Origin of the sequence: Geopsychrobacter electrodiphilus DSM 16401, from assembly GCF_000384395.1 — a bacterium.
Taxonomy (GTDB): domain Bacteria; phylum Desulfobacterota; class Desulfuromonadia; order Desulfuromonadales; family Geopsychrobacteraceae; genus Geopsychrobacter; species Geopsychrobacter electrodiphilus.
On sequence record NZ_ARWE01000001.1, the window covers coordinates 2,232,335 to 2,245,484 of the forward strand.

16 protein-coding genes, 1 other RNA gene and 1 other annotated feature are annotated in these 13,150 nt (G+C 48.7%); of the genes, 2 read left to right on the forward strand and 15 right to left on the reverse strand.

Going from position 1 to position 13,150, the window contains the following annotated elements; translation table 11 throughout:
* Window positions 1–179 precede the first annotated feature (179 nt).
* Genes D888_RS23140 through crcB form a run of 10 tightly spaced genes read right to left on the reverse strand, consistent with a single transcriptional unit; the run spans window position 180 to window position 5,948 of the window.
* Window positions 180–647 (reverse strand): Crp/Fnr family transcriptional regulator, encoded by a 468-nt coding sequence (locus D888_RS23140; protein WP_020676517.1) that lies wholly within the window; start codon window positions 645–647, stop codon window positions 180–182.
* Window positions 648–653: 6 nt separating this feature from the next.
* Window positions 654–1,235: an MlaC/ttg2D family ABC transporter substrate-binding protein gene (locus D888_RS0110530; protein WP_083928838.1), complete on the reverse strand. Its 582-nt coding sequence runs from the start codon at window positions 1,233–1,235 to the stop codon at window positions 654–656.
* A gap of 49 nt (window positions 1,236–1,284) precedes the next feature.
* A complete protein-coding gene (locus D888_RS21380) occupies window positions 1,285–2,061 on the reverse strand; it encodes an MlaA family lipoprotein (protein WP_156826991.1) in 777 nt (258 codons plus the stop codon).
* A gap of 8 nt (window positions 2,062–2,069) precedes the next feature.
* The gene (gene mlaD / locus D888_RS0110540; protein WP_020676520.1) at window positions 2,070–2,531 is read right to left on the reverse strand and encodes an outer membrane lipid asymmetry maintenance protein MlaD; all 462 of its coding nucleotides are present in this window, start codon (window positions 2,529–2,531) and stop codon (window positions 2,070–2,072) included.
* On the reverse strand, window positions 2,531–3,328 hold the full coding sequence (locus D888_RS0110545) for an ABC transporter ATP-binding protein (protein WP_020676521.1): 798 nt from the start codon (window positions 3,326–3,328) through the stop codon (window positions 2,531–2,533). The genes mlaD and D888_RS0110545 overlap by 1 nt, the downstream gene beginning before the upstream one ends.
* A 12-nt stretch (window positions 3,329–3,340) precedes the next feature.
* A complete protein-coding gene (locus tag D888_RS0110550) occupies window positions 3,341–4,129 on the reverse strand; it encodes an MlaE family ABC transporter permease (protein ID WP_020676522.1) in 789 nt (262 codons plus the stop codon).
* Between the two features lie 24 nt (window positions 4,130–4,153).
* A complete protein-coding gene (gene mnmM, locus D888_RS0110555) occupies window positions 4,154–4,756 on the reverse strand; it encodes a tRNA 5-(aminomethyl)-2-thiouridylate-methyltransferase MnmM (RefSeq protein WP_020676523.1) in 603 nt (200 codons plus the stop codon).
* An 8-nt stretch (window positions 4,757–4,764) separates the two neighbouring features.
* On the reverse strand, window positions 4,765–5,214 hold the full coding sequence (locus D888_RS21385) for a tellurite resistance TerB family protein (protein ID WP_020676524.1): 450 nt from the start codon (window positions 5,212–5,214) through the stop codon (window positions 4,765–4,767).
* Between the two features lie 10 nt (window positions 5,215–5,224).
* Window positions 5,225–5,563: a DUF190 domain-containing protein gene (locus D888_RS0110565; RefSeq protein ID WP_020676525.1), complete on the reverse strand. Its 339-nt coding sequence runs from the start codon at window positions 5,561–5,563 to the stop codon at window positions 5,225–5,227.
* A 13-nt stretch (window positions 5,564–5,576) separates the two neighbouring features.
* Complete coding sequence (gene crcB / locus D888_RS0110570) at window positions 5,577–5,948, reverse strand: fluoride efflux transporter CrcB (protein WP_020676526.1); 372 nt, start codon at window positions 5,946–5,948, stop codon at window positions 5,577–5,579.
* Window positions 5,949–6,128: 180 nt separating this feature from the next.
* On the opposite strand from crcB, the gene ssrS reads away from it, so the two are divergent.
* Window positions 6,129–6,308: non-coding RNA, 6S RNA (gene ssrS, locus D888_RS23650), on the forward strand.
* Window positions 6,309–6,470: 162 nt separating this feature from the next.
* The gene (locus D888_RS0110575; RefSeq protein ID WP_020676527.1) at window positions 6,471–7,655 is read left to right on the forward strand and encodes a TraB/GumN family protein; all 1,185 of its coding nucleotides are present in this window, start codon (window positions 6,471–6,473) and stop codon (window positions 7,653–7,655) included.
* 85 nt (window positions 7,656–7,740) lie between these two features.
* Here D888_RS0110575 and leuD read toward each other — a convergent pair whose 3' ends face one another.
* The 5 genes from leuD to D888_RS0110605 form a co-directional block, all read right to left on the reverse strand.
* Window positions 7,741–8,277 (reverse strand): 3-isopropylmalate dehydratase small subunit, encoded by a 537-nt coding sequence (gene leuD, locus D888_RS0110580; RefSeq protein ID WP_020676528.1) that lies wholly within the window; start codon window positions 8,275–8,277, stop codon window positions 7,741–7,743.
* 23 nt (window positions 8,278–8,300) lie between these two features.
* The gene (locus tag D888_RS0110585; RefSeq protein ID WP_020676529.1) at window positions 8,301–9,581 is read right to left on the reverse strand and encodes a 3-isopropylmalate dehydratase large subunit; all 1,281 of its coding nucleotides are present in this window, start codon (window positions 9,579–9,581) and stop codon (window positions 8,301–8,303) included.
* Between the two features lie 39 nt (window positions 9,582–9,620).
* Window positions 9,621–11,162: a 2-isopropylmalate synthase gene (locus tag D888_RS0110590; RefSeq protein ID WP_020676530.1), complete on the reverse strand. Its 1,542-nt coding sequence runs from the start codon at window positions 11,160–11,162 to the stop codon at window positions 9,621–9,623.
* A 166-nt stretch (window positions 11,163–11,328) separates the two neighbouring features.
* Window positions 11,329–11,559, reverse strand: a binding site (T-box leader).
* Window positions 11,560–11,665: 106 nt separating this feature from the next.
* Window positions 11,666–12,451, reverse strand: coding sequence for a CDP-diacylglycerol--serine O-phosphatidyltransferase (gene pssA, locus D888_RS0110600; protein ID WP_020676532.1), 786 nt, complete (start codon window positions 12,449–12,451; stop codon window positions 11,666–11,668).
* Window positions 12,441–13,091, reverse strand: coding sequence for a phosphatidylserine decarboxylase family protein (locus D888_RS0110605; RefSeq protein ID WP_020676533.1), 651 nt, complete (start codon window positions 13,089–13,091; stop codon window positions 12,441–12,443). The genes pssA and D888_RS0110605 overlap by 11 nt, the downstream gene beginning before the upstream one ends.
* Window positions 13,092–13,150: the final 59 nt, after the last annotated feature.

The window sequence follows — 13,150 nt, forward strand, 5'->3', positions numbered from 1 at the left end:
GGGAAAGTACAATTATCTCCGTCTTGTAGCAAAAACGCAGGGACATGAAATCAATAGAGATACTGGCTTCCCCTTCCGTAAATCTGGGTTTTTAATTTATTTTGTTGGCCCTTAAAGTGAAACAGCCCCGGCGGCCTTATAGCCATCGGAGCTGTTAGAGTGAAAAAAACGAGACCCGCTTAAAAGACTGCGGCCAACCGTTCAAACGATTTTCTCAGGCGCCGTGCAACTGCAAGGAACATCCCTTTCAGCAACTTGCCCCCGATGACAGGGTGCTCCTTCAACAAGGCTTCAAAATTCTTATCGTTAATTTTTAGCAACCTTGCATTGGTTAACGCCGTAGCGGTCTCCGCACGGTTATCCCCGGAGAATAAACAAAGCTCCCCGACAACAGAGCCCTCAGCGTAGATACCTACAATGACATGCTTATCTTCGAATTCGGTCGCTTTTTTAACTTCAATTTTCCCCTCAACCACGAAGGCAGCTGCATCACTCTCATCACCCTCCTGCCACAAAACGGTCCCGGCCGGAACTTCACAACATTCCAGATATCGTCCAACTACCACTCTTTCAGAATCGTCAAGATATTGAAAAAAGCGGAAGTTTGACTTAATCTCCCGACAAAGATTTTCAGCAAGCATTGTCATGAGTGATCAGGCACCTTTTTTCATCTGGGCAAGCTTTTCATCCATCCGCTTAAATAGCCCGTCAAATCCTTCTTTACGGAGAATTTCGTTATAACTTGACCTATAACTCCGGACCAGACTGACACCTTCGATTAAAACATCGTAAATCTGCCAGACACCATTCATTTCAAGCATCTTATATTTGACTGAAATCTTACGCTCAGGGGAAACAAATTCGGTATCAAGAATCGCCTTGTCTTTATGGATTAACTCCTGAAGATAATCGACCTTTCCGCCAGAATAATCATCAACCCGATTCAGGTAAGTCTGTTCAAGAATTTGCACATAAAGCGACATAAAATGCTTCAATTGATCAGCAGAAGCCTGTCTCCAGTAGACCCCGAGGGTACGTTGTGAAAGAGACTCCACACTCAGATACTTCTGGACGGTGCCGCTGATCTTTTGTTTTTTTGCCTCAGGGGTAAGATCACTGTTCAACACGGCAAAGACACCATCAACCATCTGCTTCATCTGCTCGCGAGGCGAGATTGTCGACGCGTGAACAGGTAGGGCAAAACTCAGCATAACGAGAACTATAAGTAATCGCATAAAGCATACTCCAGAAATAGGTTAATTAATTACGCAGGTAATTATAGCTTTATTGCGCCACTTTTGCCAGCCGATACTGAGCATAGGCCGCGCGCATAAACAGGTAGGGATCGAGAGAGTCACGTTTGATTTTTTCATAACTGTCATCATCCAATGACAGGTAATTTATAGCCTGTCCAACTCTTAAACCGGTTTTTTCCGTCAAATTCCAATTTTGCGTCAGATGAAGCGTGAAGGGATCAAGAAATGCCGTATCAACCAAAGTCCCCCCAGCGTCCCGCAGGCTTGATGGCCCCAGAAATGGAAGTATCAGATAGGGGCCCTGACCAAGATGATAAAAGCCAAGAGTCTGACCGAAATCTTCTTTTTTCTGCGGGATCTTCGCCCATTTGTCGGCCACATCAAATAAACCGCCTAGACCAATGATGCTGTTGATAAAGAACCGACTGATCTCACGACCGGCATCGTCCAGCTTCAGCTGCAGTACAGAGTTAATAACACGCACCGGGCTGCTGAGATTGGAAAAAAAATTCCCGACTGACGTTCTGGCAGGTCGCGGCACTATGGAGTAAACGCGGGCTACCGGCTTCAAGAAGTAAAAATAGAGCTTATCGTTAAACCAGAAAGTTCCACGATTCATTGTTTCAAAAGGGTCTGAAATTAACGGGGCAGAATCTTCGTCGGCAAACGCGTCTGAAAAAGCATTGGCAAAGGCAGCATCAGTCACATTTTTCGTAGATATCCGTTGAGGTGTCTGTTGAGCATGGACAGCCCCTACGAAAAGGGAAAATACACAAAAAATACTAATAAAAATTGTCCAACGCACAGGAACCTCTACTTTTGAAAAATATATTTGCTGAGCAATTGTTCCAGATTGATAGCCGATTCAGTCTCGGTAATTACACCACCATCTTTTAACACCTTATCCATACCTCCTGGGGATATACTGACATAGCGATCACCAATAATACCGGCAGTACGAATCGATGCGATAACATCCTCCTGCAGCAGGACACCCTGATCAATCTTCATCTGCACGATCGCCTGGTAGGACTTTGGCTCCAGCCGAATACCAATAACTTTCCCAACCTGTACCCCGGAAATTTCAACCCTTCCGTCAGGTTTTAATCCTGAGACCGAACCAAATTTAGCGCTGACAGTGTAAGAGGGTTTTTCGAATAGGCCAACATCGCCCAAACGCATGGAAAGCCAGGCAAAGCAGAGGAAGCCAAGAACCACAAACAGGCCGACTGCCACTTCAGTATTGATCCGTTTCGTTATAGAGAGCCGTTTCATTATAGAGATGTTTCCTCTCTTTCACTGGAGTAGATTGGTCCCATGGTCGTTTCAACAAACTCGCGTATCAGCGGGTTTTCTGAACGTTGGAACTGTTCGGGAGTCAACTGCCCTTGAATAATTCCCTCAGCCAGCAAGGCAACATGATCTGAGAGTTTAAATATTTTAGGCACATCATGACTGACGATAACGGCGGTGTAACCCACGCGCTCCTGGGTGTGATGAAAGAGACGATAAATCTCGTTGCTCTTCATGACATCAAGGCCTGTCGTCGGCTCATCAAAAAACATAACCTTGGGATTTAAAGCCAAAGCCCGCGCCAACCCGACACGTTTCTGCATACCCCCAGAAAGTTGTGCCGGGTACTTGCTACCAACGCCGGGGAGATCCATCATACTGAACAACTCCTCAACGCGGGCGGCAACCTGCTGCTTAGTATCCTTGGTTCGTTCACGCAGGGGAAGAGCGACATTATCAAAGATCGTCATCGAATCGAACAGGGCGACATTTTGAAATAATACGCCAAAATCTTGACGTACAATATTCAATTCGCGCGCCGAGGCCTTGGCGATATCCCTACCAAAAATTCTAACTTCTCCTTCGTCGGGCCGCATCAAACCCAACATATGCTTGAGGATAACACTCTTGCCCTGGCCACTGGCGCCAACAATGACTGTTGTCGTTCCTTCACACACACGCAGATCAACCCCTGCTAAAACCTTTTGACGGCCAAAACGTTTCACCACGCCGGCTAATTCTATGACCACAGGACATTCTGAGCTTTTTTCATCATTCATTTACATAGAATCCTAAAGCATTATGGCGCTAATCAGATAGTCCCACACCAGGACCGTCACCGAAGCCAACACTACCGAACTCGTCGTCGTGCGGCTTACCCCTTCGGCGCCAAACCCCCCACTTCTCTCCCAGTGAAGAAAATAACCCTTCGCCGTCGAAATCCAGACTATTAACAGACCAAATACCAAAGATTTAACCAACCCCATTTCAACATCATTCCAATGAACACTCTGGTACATCCCTTGAAAATATGTACCACTGTTGACACCAAGAATCAGGCCACCAACAAGATACCCTCCAACAATACCGACGACGTCAAAGACGGCCGTCAGCAACGGAAGACTGATTACAGCGGCAATAAATTTTGGAACCATCAGATAACGACGGGGATCGACGGCCATACACTCAAGGGCATCAATCTGCTCAGTATTACGCATAATCCCGATTTCGGCTGTTATCGCCGACCCGGCGCGACCGATCACCATTAATGCGGCCAGCACGGGACCTAGTTCACGAATCAGGCTAAGAGCGACACCGGAGCCTAATAACCCTTCAGACCCAAATTTACGCAAGGTATAATAACCTTGTAGAGCCAGAACCATGCCGGTAAACCCCCCGGTAAAAAAAATGACAAAGATGGAACGTGCACCAATAAAATCAATTTGTTGCAGCACCGGGAACAGTTTGTAGGGTGGCGTCAATATCCGCCAAAGACACTGAAAGAGAAAAATCGTCATGCGCCCGGCATGTTCAAGATAGTAAAGGGTGTAATCCCCAATTTTTTCTAGAAATTGCAGCATAGAGTTATCCACGGAGGAGCAGGGTCAGCTTTGTTTACTGGCCGTAAGTAAAAATGGTGAGCGCGGGCGATTCAGAACGCGTAAATGCAACACCTCAAACTGGCTCTCTTCAAGTTGATTGAAAAATAGTTCAACCGCCTCGGCTTCGACAAGGCCGCCTGGATGAACGGGGTAGACAACGACGGCAATGCGACCTCCAAATGCCAGGCGATTGCAAGCAGCCTTTAGTGCCGCGAGAGTGGATTCCGCTTTTGTCACCAGCGTTCGATCTCCACCGGGCAGATAACCCAGGTTTGCAATAATCGCCCGCGGTGGCATGACACACCAAGCATCAAAGTCGGCATGATCAGCCTGAACCATATTTACCCCTGCCGCTATCTCCGTTCCCGGAACGGATAACCTGCGCACCGGGAGGCCTAGCCCAGCCAGACGGCTGGCGGTATTTTCCAGCGCTTTATTTTGCACATCAAAAGCCAACACCCTGCCCATTGCACCGACCGCCTGAGCGAGCATCAGTGTATCATATCCGTTACCAGCCGTGAGATCGACAGCGAAATCACCCGTGGAGAGCACCTCTTTGATCAGGCGCTGGCTCCAGGCAGATAGATTGGAAAAAAGCTGCGCCACTGATAACTTCAGTTACCAGAATCAAGTTCACTACGAACTTTGATTTTGGCATCGATCAATTGGCGATCTGACAAGCCGATCAAGCTACCGAGTTGCCGGAGTAGCGTTTCCTCATAAACATCAAGCCGTCCGTCGGCGAAGGCCAGGTGCCAAAAAGCTTCAATAATCTGTTCTTTTTCAGGCTGACTGAAGTTTCGATTGATCTGGCTTGTAAACTGGTAAAGATCAACACTCTGCTGTTGAGTTTCGGTAGCCAGAGTCAATAGTTCATCCAGCTTTTCACCAGCAAGATTAAATCGTTGTTGAAGTAAATTCCGAATTAATTCTTCCTCTGAGTTGCTACACTCACCGTCAGCATAAGCAACCTCAAGCAGCAGTACCGCTGCGGCCAGCGAGATACGATCAGGTTGCGATATTTCTTCAGAAGAAGTGAAGAGCGAAAATATTTTTTTTAGCATGTATCGGTCTCTATTTAGAGGGACGGTAACGAATAACCCGTGCTTTTTCGAGGGTAATCATCCCTCCGAGCATCAAAGTGTCAAACTGCGGAATAATCTGTTGTATCTTCTCTTCATCGTCGACGACCTCAATTACCAGAGGTAACTCTGCAGAGAGACGCAAAAGTTGGTCAGTGTGCATCACCGAATTTGCACCAAACCCGGCGACCCCTTTTAAAACGGTTGCCCCGGCAAAGCCCTGCTTTCTCAACAACTCGAGTAACGCCCTGTATAGAGGTTCCCCCTTGTGACGGTCAGCTTCACTAATAAAGATCCGCATCAGCGTTTTTTCTCCCGCAAAACCAGTCATAGAGCAAACTCCTTTATATCTGGCGAGCCAGCATCATTCCAGCTGCAGCAAAAACAAGACAAAGCAGGACGTTCAATATCACATTGGTACCTGCCTGTATGAAACTCCCCTCTTCGATCAACTTTAAGGTCTCAAAAGAAAATGTGGAAAAGGTCGTAAACCCACCCATAAAACCGATGGTTAAACCAACCCTGAGACCTGAAGGGATCAAAGTGCTTCGCAGACCGAAGGTCATCAAAAATCCAAGAAGAAAAGACCCCCCGATATTAACCACAAGGGTCCCATAAGGCAAAGCTCGTCCTAAAACCTGATAAGTCCAGCCCGAGACGAGATAGCGTGTTACGCAACCAAAACCACCAAATAAGCCGATCAGCAACAACTGCATATCATTATCCCAACAATTTCCTGAATTTAAATAAGAATGTATTATCAAGCGATTCCTCACCATCTGTCAAACGACAATCACGCTTCACCCAGAGTCCAAAATATGCTCCATGAAGAGTCATCCTTTTTCGTCCTTGCTCCAATATCAACCTCGGCCTATACTGTAGCCGTATCATTGATCGACTCTCTGCCCGGCAGGTGAGGTCAGAACGCCCACGCGGAATAGCTGTTATAACGGGAATTCCTTGCATCGTCTGGTGTGCCAGCCCGCCTTGAGCGGGACGCCTGAAAGATGAGCAGGAGAACCCACCTTTTTGGTACTCGTAGTGAGGCCCAAGACCCACGGCTGAGTGGAGAGTCCTTTCATGGTTACATTGCATCCTTCGATTTGAAGGATGCTTTTTTTTGGGGATCCAGATAGATTCTCACGCCGCCCAGAAATACCAATAAAGTCTATTAAAACTTCGCTCTCCCATGTTAAACTTCGCCGCGCTTCCAACCATCACACCCCAAAGGAACTCCGGTGAATACCGAAATTGACAATAACCAGGACCAACCCACCATCGTCACCCTTGATGGTCGACAAATCATTCTGATTGGCACCGCGCATATTTCACAGGAATCAGTTGATACAGTCATCCGTTCTATCGATGAGCATCGCCCCGATACTGTCTGTGTAGAGCTTGATGCGCAGCGCTACCAGGCCCTGACCAATCAAAAAGGCTGGGAATCGCTCAACATCAAAGAAGTCATAAAAAAAGGACAAATGCCTTTTTTGCTCGCCAATTTGGCGCTATCAAGCTACCAGAAAAAGATGGGACTGCAAACCGGGGTCAAGCCTGGGGCGGAACTTGCGGCAGCAGCACAAACGGCTGAAGAACGTGGCATGCAAATCGAGTTGGTCGATAGAAACATCCGCACAACTTTATTGCGCACCTGGCGCAAGGCTGGATACTGGAACAAAATGAAGGTACTTGCCGCCCTGATCGGCAGCCTGTTCGAAAAGCAGGAACTTGACGAGGCTCAACTGGCCGAACTACGTAAGGGCGACACTTTGTCACAAATGCTTGAGGAGATGGGCAAACTACTGCCATCAGTCAAGGCCATCCTGGTGGATGAGCGCGACACCTATATGGCCTACCATATTCGCAATGCGCCAGGAGAAAAGATTGTTGCAGTTGTAGGCGCCGCCCACCTGCCAGGAATCATAAAAAATTTACAGCTCGAAATTTCAGCCGAAACAATACACGAAATCGGCTCAATTCCACCAAAAACCAAATTATCGAAGGCCCTCCCATGGCTGATTCCAGCGGCTGTCATTGCCCTTTTTATCGGTGGGTTTATCTACGGCGACCACCAGAAACTGGCTGACGCCGCTATCGCCTGGGTTCTTGCTCACGGCCTGCTCTCGGCAGTAGGCGCCCTGATCGCCATGGGCCATCCAGTGACCATCATCTCAGCCTTTGTCGCCGCACCAATCACAGCGCTGAACCCAACCATCGGTGCCGGCTTCGTTACCGCTTTCGTGCAGGCCTTTGTCGCTCCCCCAACAGTACGCGATATGGAACATATCGGCGACGACCTGACCACATTTAAAGGCTGGTGGAGTAACCGCTTGGCGCGCATCATGCTGGTATTTTTTTTCTCTTCACTTGGCTCGGCCGCCGGCACATTTGTCGCGCTCGGCTGGCTGAAGAATCTAGTCTAGTCTCATCCCAAAGGCACAAAAGCCGTGGCCCCCACAATAATCAACTGAAGGAACCACGGCTTTTTTATCTAACAACCAAAAGCGCTCAATAACGGGCGTCAGCGAACTCCACCCAGCCACCGGCTTCAACCAGTGCCTTGTCAAACGGACTGATCTCGAAGTCTAAGTCGAGACTTTTACTCCCGACTGAAGCGTTAATCTTTTGCCCAGGCAGATCGACATTAACCTGGATATCTCCTGCCGATTCAAGCGCTAAAATCTGCTCAATATCTTCCTTTGGCAGTTCAATCGCCAACATCCCGCAGTTAAACATGTTCTGACGAAAAATTCGTGCGTAGCTCTCGGCAATGACCGTATGGACCCCATTAACCTCGAACACCCAGGGGGCGTGCTCTCGTGATGAACCACAACCGAAATTTTCACGTGTGATAATCACTGTCGCATTCTTCAACTTTTCACCGTTGGGATCAAACCCGTCGAGTTTAAGATCTTCAAGGATAAAAGGAGTCAGTGCCTCCTTGGTTACTTCAGTCAGGTACTTGGCTGGAATAATTTCATCGGTATTGATATCGGCACGGTCGAGAACAATCGCCAGGCCGCCAAAAATTTTCTTGCTGCTCATATTTTCTGTGTCTCCTTGTCGGCTTAAAGACTGCGCGCGTCAGTAATTGAGCCAGTTACCGCCGTAGCGGCCGCCGTAGCCGGGCTCATCAGATGAACCATACCACCCTTACCCATCCGCCCATTAAAGTTGCGGTTACTGGTAGAAGCACAGACCTCATCTTCAGCCAAGACACCATTACTCATGCCGAGACAGGCACCGCAGGTCGGGTTAGTAACACAAAAGCCCGCGTCCATGAATATCTGGATAATACCTTCTTCGAGGGCATCACTGAAAATCTTGGGGGTCGCAGGCGAAACTATACCGCGCACCGAATCCGCGACCTTCTTCCCCTTAAGGACTGCTGCAGCCTCACGTAGATCTTCAATCCGGCCATTGGTACAGGTGCCGATATAGACCTGGTCAACGCGCGTTCCAGCCATTTCGGCGACCGGCTTCACGCAGTCCGGTTTGTAGCCGAAAGTAACCTGCGGAGAAAGGCCTGATACGTCAAAATCAAGTACCTTGTCGTATCTGGCCGCGTCGTCAGAAATCCACTTGGAGTACTCCGCTAAGGCAGCTTGTTTTGTCCCGAACTCATTTTGAATAAACGGCCAGAGGTAATTAACCGTGGTCATATCCGGCATGCAGATCCCACATGTGCCACCGGCTTCAATTGCCATATTGCACAGGGTCATACGTGCTTCCATGCTCATCGCTTCAACGACCGGACCGCGAAATTCAAGAATGCGGTCAGTTGCACCGTTGACACCGAGGTGGCTGATAACATGCAGGATGACATCTTTCGCAACCACACCTGAGGGCAGGGTGCCATTAATATTAATCCTGATGGATGCCGGTTCACGAAAGGCACAAACGCCCTTCAAGATACCCACCTCCAGATCAGTAGTTCCGACCCCGGCAGCAAAGGCACCAAATGCCCCATGAGTACAGGTGTGGCTATCACCCATGATGACCGTGAATCCTGGCCGGATAAAACCTTTTTCGGGGAAGATAGCGTGGCAGACGCCGTTTCGACCGACGTCAAAAAAATCAGGGATTTCATGCCGATGCGCCCAGTCACGCAGAATTTTCGCCTGCATTGCGGTCTTACTGTCTTTGGATGGCGTAACGTGATCGATAACAACCTTGATTTTGTCACGGTCATAAACACGATCTTTGTCACGCCACACCAGATCGGCAATCGCGACCGGAGTGGTGATTTCGTGACAGAGCACTCGATCGAGGCTGAGCACGCGTGTCCCCTCAAAAGGTTCATCACGCAGATGTGCCGCAAAAATCTTTTCAGCTATGGTCTTACCCATGAAAACTCCTTTTCTTCCCTATCTTAATATTAGCCCTGATTAAACGGGTGATTTCATACTCGCAATCGCTTTTCCGGCAATCTTGTTCAATGCATTGATATAAGCCTTTGCACTGGCAACGATAATATCGGGATGCGCTCCGGCACCCAATGTTTCACGCCCATCTTCGACCAGACGCACGGTACATTCTCCCTGCGCATCAGTCCCCCCGGTTATTGCGCCGACCGAAAAATTGAGCAACTTCGCCTGACTCTTAGTTAATTTTTTGATGGCCTTAAAGGTCGCATCAACCGGACCATCCCCCAAGACGGCTACCTTCTTAACCTTGCCCCCGATTTCCATTTCAACGGTCGCGGTCGGAGTAGCAAAGGAGCCACAGCTGATATTCATCTGCAATAATTTAAATGTTTCGGGAACGCGCAAAACCTCATCGGCGACAATGGCATCAAGGTCTTCATCAAAGATTTCTTTTTTCTTGTCGGCCAATGATTTAAACCGCACGAAAGCCTTTTCACTCTCCTCACGATTCAGATCATAACCAAGGCTCTTGAGCCGATCATTAAAAGCGTGTCGCCCGCTGTGCTTGCCAAGAACGAGTTTGTTCTGATTGAGGCCGACCGACTCCGGGGTCATGATTTCATAAGTCGATTTTTCCATCATGACACCATGCTGATGAATGCCAGCCTCATGGGCAAAAGCATTCGCACCGACAACCGCCTTGTTTTGTTGAACCTGAATCCCTGTGATTGTCGAGAGTAATTTACTTGCAGGGACGATCTGCTCAGTCATCACGTCGGTTGAATAGGCGAGGATATCCTGCCGTGTCCGCAAAACCATGACAATCTCTTCGAGGCTGCAATTTCCGGCCCGCTCGCCGATGCCATTGATGGTACATTCGACCTGGCGTGCCCCCGCCTGAACTGCAGCTAGTGAGTTTGCCACGGCCAATCCGAGATCGTTATGGCAGTGAACCGAAATAATCGCCTTATCAATGTTGCTGACGTTCTGCTTGAGGTAGCGGATCATATCGAAATACTCGGACGGAACGGTATACCCGACGGTGTCGGGGATATTGACCGTTGTAGCGCCAGCTTCGATAACAGCCTTGATCACCTGAGCCAAAAACGGCAGGCGGGTCCGGACAGCATCTTCAGCGGAGAATTCAACGTTCGGCGTATAGCTGGCGGCCAGTTGAACTGCCTTGACTGCGCCGTCCAAAACTTCCTGATCGCTCATTTTGAGCTTATATTTCATGTGGATATCGCTGGTGGCAATAAAAGTGTGAATTCTTCCACGCTCGCCGGCATATTTTAACGCTTCCCAGGCGCGGTTAATATCGAGTTCACTCGAGCGGGACAAACCGGCAATTTGTGGTCCTTTGATCGTTTGCGCAATCTTCCGGACCGCTTCAAAATCCCCATCAGAAGCGATGGGGAACCCGGCCTCGATAACATCAACATTCATTTTTTCGAGTTGATGGGCAATACGCAACTTTTCTTCGATATTCATGCTGGCGCCGGGAGACTGTTCACCGTCGCGTAAGGTTGTATCAAAAACAATAATTCTCTCAGTGTTCGCCATGTCATTCACCCTTAGTCGGTTAAATGTTATATGCCAAGACCAGAATCCCGGTGGTTTCAACCCCCTGCCCTCGAGACAATTCAGCCCCCAGGTCACCCAGATCAGATTCCATGAAACCACCCCCTTTCAGGTTGCATCGCCAGCAACAAAAAAAGCCCCAGCCCCGTGCAGGGGCGAGAGCTTAATGCTTCGCGGTACCACCCTGTTTCAGCCAGCAAAGAAAGTTCCTTGCTGACCCTTGATTCGCCATTTACGCTGGCTCACGGCAGGACCTAGACCTAAGGCTTCAACCCTGCAGCTCCAAGGCGAGTTCAACCCTCTTTCGTGTCGGCTTGCAGCAACCGCCGACTCTCTGGGACGAAAGATAGAGTCTACTACTCCTCTTCAATGCTTTTCTAAAATGTGATCATACATTCAACATTAAAGGCACAATCCTGTCAAGTTTTTTGCAAAACTTAGAATGCAATGAATTTTCTCATCTCCACAAGTCGACTCTGATTCGCCTAAAATTTTAAATCTTCGTCCCCGACAGGATCCATGCTCTCCAGATGTTTGTTCTTTTTTTTAAGCTTCAAGGTCCAGAGCGGACCTGAGATCAAATACAGACAACCAATAATAAAAAGCATCACTACTGGCTGTGCGACAATGACAATCAAGAGGACAATTCCAAGGACCAGAAAGAAGAATGGCTGGCGTTTAAAAAGATCGGGGTCTTTAAAACTGTAATAGCTGACATTACTCACCATCAGGAAGGCGAGAATATAAATCAGGATCATAATGGAACCCTGACGGATGGTTCCAGAACCGCCCATTTCATAGAAAAGAAGAACACAGGTCGCAACGATTGTTGCAGCAGCTGGAATTGGTAAACCAACAAAACGTTTTGACTCAACCGTATTCACCTGGATATTGAACCGGGCCAGGCGCAGGGCACCGCAGACGACAAACAGGAAAGCAGCGAGCCAGCCGAGTTTGCCGAATCCACGCAAAGCCCAAGTGTACATCAGAACCCCGGGGGCGACGCCAAAGGCGACCAGGTCGGCGAGCGAATCAAGTTCGACCCCGAATTTACTGGTCGTGCCGGTCAGGCGTGCAACCTTACCATCGAGCCCATCCAGGACACCAGAGACCAGAATAAACCAGGCTGCCCGTTCGAAATTTCCATCTGCGGCTAGAATAATGACATAAAAGCCAGCGAACAAACTGCCCACGGTAATCAAATTCGGCAACAGGTAGACACCACGATGCGGCGGCTCTTTTTTCTCAACAGGCTTTGCCTCAGTTGTCATTCCATCTCCCGAGAATTGACTCTCCGGCGATCGTTTTATCCCCCAGGCTGACCTGAATGCTACAGTCAGTAGGAAGATAAACATCTACCCGTGAGCCGAAGCGAATCAAACCATAGCGTTGCCCGACCCTGAGGAGGTCACCAATGACAGGATAGGTAACGATCCGCCGGGCGATCAAACCTGCAATTTGGACAAACAGAATCCGGCGCCCCTTTTCATCTTCAAGCAGGATGCCGCCTTGCTCATTCTGCTCACTCGCTTTATCCAGTGAAGCGTTAAAAAATTCGCCGCGCCGATAAAACATATCTACCACTTTACCGCTCAGTGGCACGCGATTGATATGAACGTTAAATACCGACATGAAGATGCTGATTTTTTGTACCGGCCCCATAGAATAATGATTTTCTTCGACATTTCCGACAAAGATGACCTCACCGTCCGCTGGAGCAATGACCAGTCCTTCACCTGGTGGGGGATTACGCTCAGGATTGCGAAAGAAATAGATGGTAAAAAGTGTCAACGCAAGGAGGATCACCGCCAGAAAACCCCACCCGAGCAGGGCAAAGATCAGAGTGATAAAGGCGAACAGTCCGATAAAAGGATAACCTTCTTGGGCAACGGGTAGATTGGCATTTCGCATGGGATTTCAAACGCCTCTTAAAGTAGAGAAAGGGCAGCGGGACAACTGCCCTTTCTGAA

What these genes read in the sequence shown, in the direction of transcription:
- mlaD (WP_020676520.1), bottom strand. Translation starts at nt 2,531, where the DNA reads ATGAAACGGCTCTCTATAACGAAACGGATCAATACTGAAGTGGCAGTC.
- D888_RS0110530 (WP_083928838.1), bottom strand. Translation starts at nt 1,235, where the DNA reads ATGCGATTACTTATAGTTCTCGTTATGCTGAGTTTTGCCCTACCTGTT.
- D888_RS23140 (WP_020676517.1), bottom strand. Translation starts at nt 647, where the DNA reads ATGACAATGCTTGCTGAAAATCTTTGTCGGGAGATTAAGTCAAACTTC.
- D888_RS0110545 (WP_020676521.1), bottom strand. Translation starts at nt 3,328, where the DNA reads ATGAATGATGAAAAAAGCTCAGAATGTCCTGTGGTCATAGAATTAGCC.
- D888_RS0110590 (WP_020676530.1), bottom strand. Translation starts at nt 11,162, where the DNA reads ATGGCGAACACTGAGAGAATTATTGTTTTTGATACAACCTTACGCGAC.
- crcB (WP_020676526.1), bottom strand. Translation starts at nt 5,948, where the DNA reads ATGCAGTTGTTGCTGATCGGCTTATTTGGTGGTTTTGGTTGCGTAACA.
- D888_RS21385 (WP_020676524.1), bottom strand. Translation starts at nt 5,214, where the DNA reads ATGCTAAAAAAAATATTTTCGCTCTTCACTTCTTCTGAAGAAATATCG.
- D888_RS0110565 (WP_020676525.1), bottom strand. Translation starts at nt 5,563, where the DNA reads ATGACTGGTTTTGCGGGAGAAAAAACGCTGATGCGGATCTTTATTAGT.
- leuD (WP_020676528.1), bottom strand. Translation starts at nt 8,277, where the DNA reads ATGAGCAGCAAGAAAATTTTTGGCGGCCTGGCGATTGTTCTCGACCGT.
- D888_RS0110605 (WP_020676533.1), bottom strand. Translation starts at nt 13,091, where the DNA reads ATGCGAAATGCCAATCTACCCGTTGCCCAAGAAGGTTATCCTTTTATC.
- D888_RS0110585 (WP_020676529.1), bottom strand. Translation starts at nt 9,581, where the DNA reads ATGGGTAAGACCATAGCTGAAAAGATTTTTGCGGCACATCTGCGTGAT.
- pssA (WP_020676532.1), bottom strand. Translation starts at nt 12,451, where the DNA reads ATGACAACTGAGGCAAAGCCTGTTGAGAAAAAAGAGCCGCCGCATCGT.
- D888_RS0110550 (WP_020676522.1), bottom strand. Translation starts at nt 4,129, where the DNA reads ATGCTGCAATTTCTAGAAAAAATTGGGGATTACACCCTTTACTATCTT.